9 protein-coding genes are annotated in these 8,710 nt (G+C 67.6%); 8 read left to right on the forward strand and 1 reads right to left on the reverse strand.

What is annotated here, in order from left to right:
• Positions 1–238 precede the first annotated feature (238 nt).
• The 6 genes from CGZ93_RS10750 (at position 239) to CGZ93_RS10775 (ending at position 4,608) form a co-directional block, all read left to right on the forward strand.
• On the forward strand, positions 239–733 hold the full coding sequence (locus CGZ93_RS10750; RefSeq protein ID WP_094364144.1) for a RidA family protein: 495 nt from the start codon (positions 239–241) through the stop codon (positions 731–733).
• Positions 730–1,254 (forward strand): 3-hydroxyanthranilate 3,4-dioxygenase, encoded by a 525-nt coding sequence (locus CGZ93_RS10755; protein WP_094364145.1) that lies wholly within the window; start codon positions 730–732, stop codon positions 1,252–1,254. The genes CGZ93_RS10750 and CGZ93_RS10755 overlap by 4 nt, the downstream gene beginning before the upstream one ends.
• Before the next feature lie 17 nt (positions 1,255–1,271).
• On the forward strand, positions 1,272–2,327 hold the full coding sequence (locus CGZ93_RS10760) for an amidohydrolase family protein (RefSeq protein ID WP_229117368.1): 1,056 nt from the start codon (positions 1,272–1,274) through the stop codon (positions 2,325–2,327).
• Positions 2,324–3,160: a LysR substrate-binding domain-containing protein gene (locus tag CGZ93_RS10765; RefSeq protein ID WP_141211179.1), complete on the forward strand. Its 837-nt coding sequence runs from the start codon at positions 2,324–2,326 to the stop codon at positions 3,158–3,160. The genes CGZ93_RS10760 and CGZ93_RS10765 overlap by 4 nt, the downstream gene beginning before the upstream one ends.
• A gap of 349 nt (positions 3,161–3,509) precedes the next feature.
• Entirely contained in the window at positions 3,510–3,800 is a 291-nt protein-coding gene (locus CGZ93_RS10770; RefSeq protein ID WP_229117369.1) for an SDR family NAD(P)-dependent oxidoreductase, read from the forward strand.
• Between the two features lie 22 nt (positions 3,801–3,822).
• A complete protein-coding gene (locus CGZ93_RS10775) occupies positions 3,823–4,608 on the forward strand; it encodes an S-adenosylmethionine:tRNA ribosyltransferase-isomerase (protein ID WP_094364147.1) in 786 nt (261 codons plus the stop codon).
• Positions 4,609–4,625: 17 nt separating this feature from the next.
• Here the strand turns inward: CGZ93_RS10775 and CGZ93_RS10780 are convergent, their stop codons facing one another.
• Complete coding sequence (locus tag CGZ93_RS10780; RefSeq protein WP_094364148.1) at positions 4,626–5,063, reverse strand: DoxX family membrane protein; 438 nt, start codon at positions 5,061–5,063, stop codon at positions 4,626–4,628.
• A 260-nt stretch (positions 5,064–5,323) separates the two neighbouring features.
• Between CGZ93_RS10780 and clpB the strand changes: the two genes are divergently transcribed.
• Both clpB and CGZ93_RS10790 read left to right on the forward strand, forming a co-directional pair.
• Positions 5,324–7,972, forward strand: a complete 2,649-nt coding sequence (clpB, locus tag CGZ93_RS10785; protein ID WP_094364149.1) for an ATP-dependent chaperone ClpB — start codon at positions 5,324–5,326, stop codon at positions 7,970–7,972.
• A gap of 225 nt (positions 7,973–8,197) precedes the next feature.
• Entirely contained in the window at positions 8,198–8,464 is a 267-nt protein-coding gene (locus tag CGZ93_RS10790; protein ID WP_094364150.1) for a hypothetical protein, read from the forward strand.
• Positions 8,465–8,710 lie beyond the last annotated feature (246 nt).

Below are 8,710 nucleotides of genomic sequence, written 5' to 3' on the forward strand. Positions count from 1 at the left end.
AGCCTCCGCGCCTGACCAACCCACGTCGGCGACCCCGGTGTCGAAACCAATCGACATGCCATCTCATCGATTGCTCGTGGTGTCAGAGCTGACCGACAAGTGGTGTCGGATCTGACCGACAGAGCCATCCCCTCTTCTCGCACCAACCGTACGCCACCGCGAGGCATGCCTGAAAAGGCATATCGAATCAAGGAATTGGTATTGGTCAGGCATGCCGGCTGCTGCTTAGCCTGAAGTCGTGACCACACAGGACGAGTCAGCCGGTTCGCCGGGCGGCAGCAACGGCGGCGAGGATCGGGCCGAGGGCTCGGCGCTCACCGTCAAGGGCAAGGCCACCCCGCGGGGGCGGTTCCCGCACGTGAAGGTCGTGGGGGACCTCATCTTCGTGTCCGGCACGAGCAGCCGTCGTCCCGACAACACGATCGAAGGTGCCTCCGTCGACGAGTTCGGCACCACCACACTCGACATCCGGGCGCAGACCCGCGCGGTGATCCACAACATAGCCGACGTGCTGGCCGCCGCCGGTGCCCAGCTGTCCGACCTCGTCCAGGCCACCGCCTATCTGGTGAACATGAACGACTTCGCCGGCTACAACCAGGTGTGGGCCGAGTTGTTCGACGAGAGCGGTCCCACCCGCACCACCGTCGCCGTCCACCAACTGCCGCACCCGCACCTGTTGATCGAGATCCAGGCCATCGCCCACCGTCCCCGATCGAGGGAGAGCCAGTCATGACCACAATCCCGCCCGCCATCAACTTTCCCGAATGGATCGCCGAGCACGAACACCTGCTCAAGCCGCCGGTGAACAACAAGCAGGTCTGGCACCCGATGGGCGACTTCATCGTGCAGGTCGTCGGTGGACCGAATCGGCGTACCGACTTCCACCAGGAGCCCTACGAGGAGTGGTTCTATCAGGTCCGCGGCTCGATGCACGTGGACGTGATGACCGACGACGGTCCGCAACGGGTCGACATCGCCGAGGGACACATGTGGATGCTGCCCCGCAATCTGCCGCACTCCCCGCAACGTCCCGAGCCCGGGTCGATCGGCATCGTGATCGAGCGGATCCGTGAGGAAGGGACCCTGGAGAAGTTCCAGTGGTACTGCCCGAGCTGCCACGCCAAGGTGCACGAGGTGGAGTTGCAGGTGCGCGACATCGTGGCAGACCTGCCCCCGGTCTTCGAGCACTTCTACAACGACCCGGACAACCGGGTCTGCCCGCAATGCGGGACGGTCCACCCCGGGAAGGGGTGAGCACCGTGGAGCCGACGGTGAGACCGCGCACCGGGCGAGGGCTGGCGATCGACGTGCACAGCCACTACGTTCCCCGCGGCTGGCCCGACCTGGCCGCCGAGGTCGGGACCTGTCGGGACTGGCCCAGCCTGCGCATCGACTCCGAGAAGGAGGCGATGATTCTGGTGGGGTCGAAGGAGTTCCGGGCGATCGGGTCGAACAGCTGGGACGCCGAGACCCGACTGGCGGACATGGACGCCGACGGTGTGGACGTCCAGGTGGTCTCTCCGACGCCGGTCTTCTTCGGCTACGACCTGCCGGGCCGTGAGGCCGTCAAGGTGTCGCGGATCTTCAACGACCTCGGCCTCGAGGTGTGTGCCCCGGCTGCGGATCGGCTGTTGCCCTTTGCCCAGGTGCCGCTGCAGGACCCGGACGCCGCCTGTGTCGAGGCGGATCGGTGCATGGCGAACGGGCACGTGGGTGTCGAGATCGGCAACCATGTGGGGGATCGTGACCTCGACGACGAGGGGATCGTCACCTTCCTGCAGCACTGTGCCGAGAACTCCATTCCCGTGTTCGTGCACCCGTGGGACATGGCGAGCAGCCCCAGACTCGATCGGTGGATGGCCCGCTGGACCACCGGAATGCCGGCGGAGACCCACCTGTCCATCGTGGCCATGATCCTGGGCGGGGTGTTCGACCGGATCCCGGACACGTTGAAGATCTGCTTCGCCCACGGTGGCGGGTCGTTCGCGTTCTGGCTCGGCAGGCTGGAGAACGCGTGGTTCGGTCGCGGTGACGTGATCGCCACCTCGGAGCAGCCACCCTCCCACTACGTTGGTCGGTTCAGCGTCGATTCGGTCGTCTTCGACCCCATCGCACTGCGCACCCTGGTGGACACCCTCGGCCCCACCCAGGTGATGGTCGGCAGTGATTACCCCTACCCACTGGGTGAGCGCCCGGTCGGCGCGGTGGTGCACAAGGCGGACTACCTCACCGACGAGGTGCGATCGGCCCTGCTGGGCGGCAACGCCGCACGCTTCCTCGGTCTCGACGTCGGTGAAACGGCCCGGAGGGCCAAGATGGGTTCATGAACCGGTCGCGCCTGCTGGACGGCAGACTCAAGATCAGGCACCTGGTCCTGGTCACCACCATCGCCGACCAGGGGAGCGTGATCCGGGCGGCGGAGGCGATGCACATCAGCCAACCGGTGGTCACCCGGGGGCTGAGGGAGGCCGAGGAGATCGTTGGCTCCCCGCTGTTCGACCGGCTGCCCCGGGGGGTCCGCCCCACGGCGTACGGACTCACCTTCCTCTCCTATGCCAGAGCGGTGCTGGCCCAACTGCGCGCGGCCGAGGAACACCTGGCGGTCCTCTCCAGCGGCGAACTCGGGCAGGCATTCGTCGGTACGCACCTCGCCGGGTCGAATCTGCTGTTGCCGAGGGCGATCGCGGCACTCAAACGGCAGCACCCGCTGCTGACCGTGACGGTCAGGGAAGCAACCCCGGACACCCTGCACCAGCAGCTGATCGCCGGGGAGCTGGACGTGGTCGTGGGGCGGCTCACGCCCACCACCAACGATCAACTCCAGCAGATCCGCCTCTATGACGAACCGATCCGCCTGGTGGCTCGCCCCGCTCACCCGGCGCACGAGCTGGCCGAACCGTCGCTGGCCGACCTGACGGACTATCCGTGGATCTTTCCCGTGGCGGAGACGGCCCTGCGGTCGGAACTGGAGCAGGTCTTTCTGGCCGAGGACGTACCACTGCCCGCCAACCGCGTCGAGTGCACCTCGATGTTGACCCTGCGGCACCTGCTGATCAGCACCGACGTGATCGCCGCGCTGCCCATGTTCATCGCGACCCAGGACGACGCGCTGCGGCTGTGCCGACCAGCCTGCGGTTCACCCGTCGGTTCGTGGGCCTGACGCTCAATCGCGGTCTGGAGCTGTCTCCCGCGGGGGCGAGGATGCTCGAGCACCTGAAACGCGAGGGGCAGGCGATCTCTGCCATGGCGAAGAACGCGCTGGACTGAAAAGACTGGAACGGGTGATCCTCAGCGCTCGGCCTGGGACTCCTCGAGGGCGACGACGGCGCGCAGCTTGCGGGGGCCGGGGCCCTCGGTGGCGAGTCGGTCGTCGGGGTTCCACAGCGGGCACTTCTCCTGGCTCGGGCAGCCGCAGCCGATGCACCCGGTGAGTCCGTCGCGGAGCTGGGTGAGTGCGGTGATCCGCAGTGCTGGCGGCCCTGCGCCGGGCCGGCGGAACCATCGTGACGGTGTCGTCTGATGCCGCGGTCGAGCACTACGAGGGGTGGGGGGCGTACGCCGCCAGCAAGGCCGCGCTGGACCACCTGGCCGGCACCTGGGCCGCCGAAGAGGCCGGGATCCGCGCCTACGCGGTCGACCCGGGTGACATGCGCACCGCCATGCACCAGGCCGCCTTCCCCGGGAGGACATCTCCGACCGTCCCCGCCCCGACGAGGTCGCCGTCCCGGGAATCCTTGCCCTGTTGGATTCCGGTACGCCCAGCGGCCGCTATCGCGCTTCGGACTTCGCGCCCGCCCTGACTGCCGAAGCCGGAGGTGCCGCATGACCGCGAAACTCGCCCTGAAACCGACCACCACCTTCGCCGGTGCCACCCCCGGCTTCGCCGACTCCCCGGCCGAGGCGCGGACCGGTGACCGATCCGGCGTACGCCTGCTGGTCGCCGCCGACGACGGCATCCGACACCGCCGATTCCCCGACCTGGTTGAGGAATTGCGGCCTGGTGACACGTTGGTGGTGAATACCTCGGCCACCGTCAACGGCGAGCTCGACGCGATCTGGCGGCACGATGACGGCGAGCAACCTGTGGTGCTGCACGCCGTCGAAGGGCCCGGCGGCTGGGTGGTCGAGCTGCGCGCCGCCCCCGACGCCGGCAGTCCGGTGCTGGACGCCGCCGCCGCTGTCGCTGGTACCGGGGTGGTGTTCGCGCCGGTGATGCTGCACACCGGCTTCTCCTCCCAGGAGGCGGGGGAGGCGCCGCAGCCGGAGCGGTTCGAGGTGCCCGCGGCGACCGCGCAACTTCTCAACCACATGAAGGATCGCGGCGATCGGGTGATCGCCGTCGGCACCACCGCGACCCGGGCGCTGGAGTCGGCGGTCGAGGGTGGACGCTTGGTCGCGCGCAGTGGCTGGACCGAGCGGGTGATCACCCCCGACGATCCGCCGCAGGTGGTGGACGGGCTGATCACCGGCTGGCACGACGCCGGCGCCTCGCACCTGCTGCTGGTCGAGGCGATCGCCGGCGCCGAACGCACCCAACGGGCCTACGACGCCGCGCTGGCGGGGGCGTACGCCTGGCACGAGTTCGGCGACTCGTGCCTGTTCCTCTAGCGTGACGCAGCGTCAGCTCAGGACGTGAACGCCTTGCGCACCTTCTTGCGGCCCTTGGAGATGACCGAGTCCGCGATCAGCGAGCCGGCGATGCCGAGCATGAACACATCCTTGGCAACGGCCGTGCCCTCCTGGGTCGGCCGGATGCCGTCGACGGTCATCCCCGGGGTGTTGCGGTACATGTTCAGCAGGCCACCGCTGAACGCGGCGAGCGCGGCGCCGGCGAGCCAGCCGGGCACGAACGGGGCGAGCAGCAGGGCGCCCACGCCGATCTCGGTGGCGCTGATGAACGTTTTGAACTGCTGCGGGCTGAGCTGCTGCAGCTGCGGTACGCCGGCCGACCCCATCGACTGCAGTTGCTGGGCCCCCTCCTCCGGCAGATCGAGCTTGCCGAGCCCGGCGTTCAGCACGAAGGCGCCGGCGGCCAGGCGGGCGGGGATCTGGGCGATGCTCATGGTCTGCTCCCTGCTGTCGATGAATTGAGGTGGCGTCCGGTGTTCGGGCGCTCAGACCACTCAACTGGTCGGTCCGGCGCGTGGTCAAGGTGGTCCGAAGAGCGGTCGCGTTTGTTCGCGCGGACCGGGAATACCCGGAGCCTTCCCGGAGTTGAGTCTATGTGGCTCAACTTTGCTTGCAGTGCCCGCTGTGGGTCCGGCATAGTTGAGTCCGTGAGACTCAATCCGAGTCGACTACAACTTCTCACCCGCGAGGACACATGGATACGAGCAAACTGACCACCATGAGCCGGGACGCGGTCTCGGCGGCGGTGCGCACGGCGCTGACCGAGGGCAACCCCCAGGCCGAGCCGGAGCACCTGCTGCTGGCGCTGTTGAGCATCCCCGGCAACCCCAGCGCCGCCCTGCTCAGCCAGGTCGGTGCCGATCCCAAGGTCGTCGAGTCGGCCGCCCAGGGAGCCATCAAGAAACTGCCGTCGAGCCAGGGCTCGTCGGTGTCGAACCCGACCATGTCGGGTGCGCTCGCCCGGGTGCACGCCGAGGCGGAAAACCTGGCCCAGAAGCTGGGCGACAAGTTCGTGTCGACCGAGCACCTGCTGATCGCGCTGGCGAAGGTGAAGTCCAACGCGCAGACGATCCTCAACCAGCTCGGCGTCACCGCCGACAAGCTGACCAAGGCGTTCAACGACGCGCGCGGTGACAAGCGGATCACCTCCCCGGAGGCCGAGGGGTCCTCGGGTGCGCTGGATCAGTATTCGATCGACCTCACCGAGGTGGCGCGCTCGGGCAAGCTCGACCCGGTGATCGGCCGCGACTCCGAGATCCGTCGGGTGGTGCAGGTGCTCAGCCGGCGTACCAAGAACAACCCGGTGCTCATCGGGGAGCCGGGCGTCGGAAAGACCGCCGTGGTTGAAGGTCTGGCGCAGCGCATCGTCGCCGGAGACGTTCCCGATTCGCTGAAGGGGCGCAAGCTGGTCTCGCTCGACCTGGGCGCGATGATCGCCGGCGCGAAGTATCGCGGCGAGTTCGAGGAGCGCCTGAAGGCCGTCCTGACAGAGATCAAGGAGGCCGAGGGGCAGATCATCACCTTCATCGACGAGCTGCACACCGTGATCGGTGCGGGCAAGGCCGAGGGGTCGATGGACGCCGGCAACATGCTGAAACCGATGCTGGCGCGCGGCGAGCTGCGGATGATCGGCGCGACCACGCTGGACGAATATCGCGAGAACATCGAGAAGGATCCGGCGTTCGAGCGGCGGTTCCAGCAGGTCTATGTCGGTGAGCCGAGCGTGGAGGACACGATCGCGATCCTGCGCGGTCTGCGCGAGCGTTATGAGGCGCACCACAAGGTGGCGATCACCGACGGCGCGCTGGTGGCGGCGGCCAGCCTTTCCAACCGGTACATCACTTCCCGGCAGCTGCCGGACAAGGCGATCGACCTGATCGACGAGGCCGCGTCGCGGCTGCGGATGGAGATCGACTCCTCGCCGGAGGAGATCGACCAGCTGCGCCGCAACGTGGACCGGATGACGATGCAGCAGCTCGCGCTGGCCAAGGAGGACGACCCGGCATCGAAGGAACGCCTTGCCCGGTTGGAGGAGGAGCTCGCCAACGCCCAGGAGGAGCTGCGCGCGCTGGAGGCCCGCTGGGAGGCGGAGAAGACCGGCCTGAACAAGGTCGGTGAGCTGAAGCAGCAGATCGACGAGCTGCGCTCGGAAGCCGAGCGGGCCCAGCGCGAGGGCGACCTGCAGCGGGCCTCGGAGCTGCTCTATGGGCAGATCCCGGCGCTGCAGAAGCAGCTGGAGAAGGCCGACGCCGAGGAGGCCGAGGCCAAGCCGATGGTGTCCGAGGAGGTCACCGCGTCGGATATCGCCGAGGTGGTGTCGGCCTGGACCGGCGTGCCGGTCGGGCGGTTGATGCAGGGCGAGTCGGAGAAGCTGCTGTCGATGGAATCGCACCTGGGGCAGCGGCTGATCGGCCAGAAGGCTGCGGTGGCAGCGGTTTCGGACGCGGTACGCCGATCCCGGGCCGGTATCTCGGACCCGAACCGGCCCACCGGTTCGTTCCTGTTCCTCGGCCCGACCGGTGTCGGCAAGACCGAGCTGGCCAAGTCGCTGGCGGAGTTCTTGTTTGACGACGAGCAGGCGATGGTGCGCATCGACATGAGCGAATATTCCGAGAAGCACTCGGTCTCGCGGCTGGTCGGTGCCCCTCCCGGTTATGTCGGGTATGAGCAGGGCGGTCAGCTGACCGAGGCGGTGCGGCGTCGCCCCTACACCGTGGTGCTGCTGGACGAGGTGGAGAAGGCGAACCCGGAGGTGTTCGACATCCTGCTGCAGGTGCTGGACGACGGTCGACTGACCGACGGCCAGGGCCGGACGGTCGACTTCCGCAACACGATTCTGATCCTCACCTCCAACCTGGGTTCACAATTCCTGGCCGACCCGAAGCTGGACGCGAAGACCAAGAGCGACGCGGTGATGGAGGTCGTGCGCAAGTCGTTCAAGCCGGAGTTCCTGAACCGGCTGGACGAGGTCGTCATGTTCGACCCGCTCGGCATCGAGGACCTGACCAGCATCGTCGACATCAACCTGAAGCGGCTCAACGAGCGGATGGCGGATCGTCGGATCAAGGTCGAGGTCACCGACGCCGGCAAGGAGTGGCTGGCGATGACCGGTTTCGACCCGGTCTATGGCGCCCGTCCGCTGCGTCGGCTGATCCAGAACACCATCGAGGATGCCCTGGCCCGCAAGGTGCTCGCCGGCGAGATCCTCGAGGGCGACACGGTCACGTTCGACCGCGAGGCCGGTGACGGTGACGGGCTCGTCATCGTCGGGGAATCCTCCGGCGACGGCGCTCGCGCCGCCACCTCCGACACCAACCGCGCCGACGAGATGTCCGACAGCTGAGCCTCAACGCTGGCTGAGCAAGCGAGGTACGAGCGAGTCGAAGCCGGCTGAGCCTCAACGTTGGCTGAGCATGTCGAAGCTCCTGTACGCCGGGCCGCCACCTTCGGGTGGCGGCCCGGTTCATTCATCAGGGTCTCCGGGGGTCGGCGGCGGCGCTGACCCGGTCAACAGGTGGTCGTAGCCGCCCCCTAAGGTAGGGGTCGCATCGACGAAGAGCTAGGAGTCATGAGCCCCCAGGTAGACCCGCTGGTGGACAAGGGCGTACCCCTGTTCACGTACTTGGCGAAGACGCAGCAGCTGCGTGAGAAGGCAGTCACGGAGGTCAAGAGCTACGAGCGTGATGGGGAAGTCGTGTGGCTTCACGATCTCCCCCAGGGCGAAGAGATCCGGCTAGCCAGCGAGGGCACAGAGTTGCTCAGCATTGAGCGCCCAGAACGGGTTGATGCGCCGCGTGAGGTAGCTCGCTCGGTCTCTACGGGCGCAAGTCTGTGACGAAGCCGGTGCGGGACGTAATGGAGCCGGCCTTGGCCGCTCTTCGCGCGGAAATCGCCGACGGCCTTCCCTGAGTGCCTGACCATCCTCCGTGTCGACGACGCTTGAAAACGAGGCCGTAGCGACGGTCGAAAACGAGGCCACCCAGACAGATTGGATGGGTGATCTCTATGGAGGATTGGGCTTTGATCCGGCGGCTGGTGGCGGACGGTGTTCCGCAGCGTCGGGTCGCGCGGGACTTGGGTA

This window comes from Enemella dayhoffiae, assembly GCF_002250625.1.
In the GTDB taxonomy this organism is placed as follows: Bacteria; Actinomycetota; Actinomycetes; order Propionibacteriales; family Propionibacteriaceae; genus Enemella; species Enemella dayhoffiae.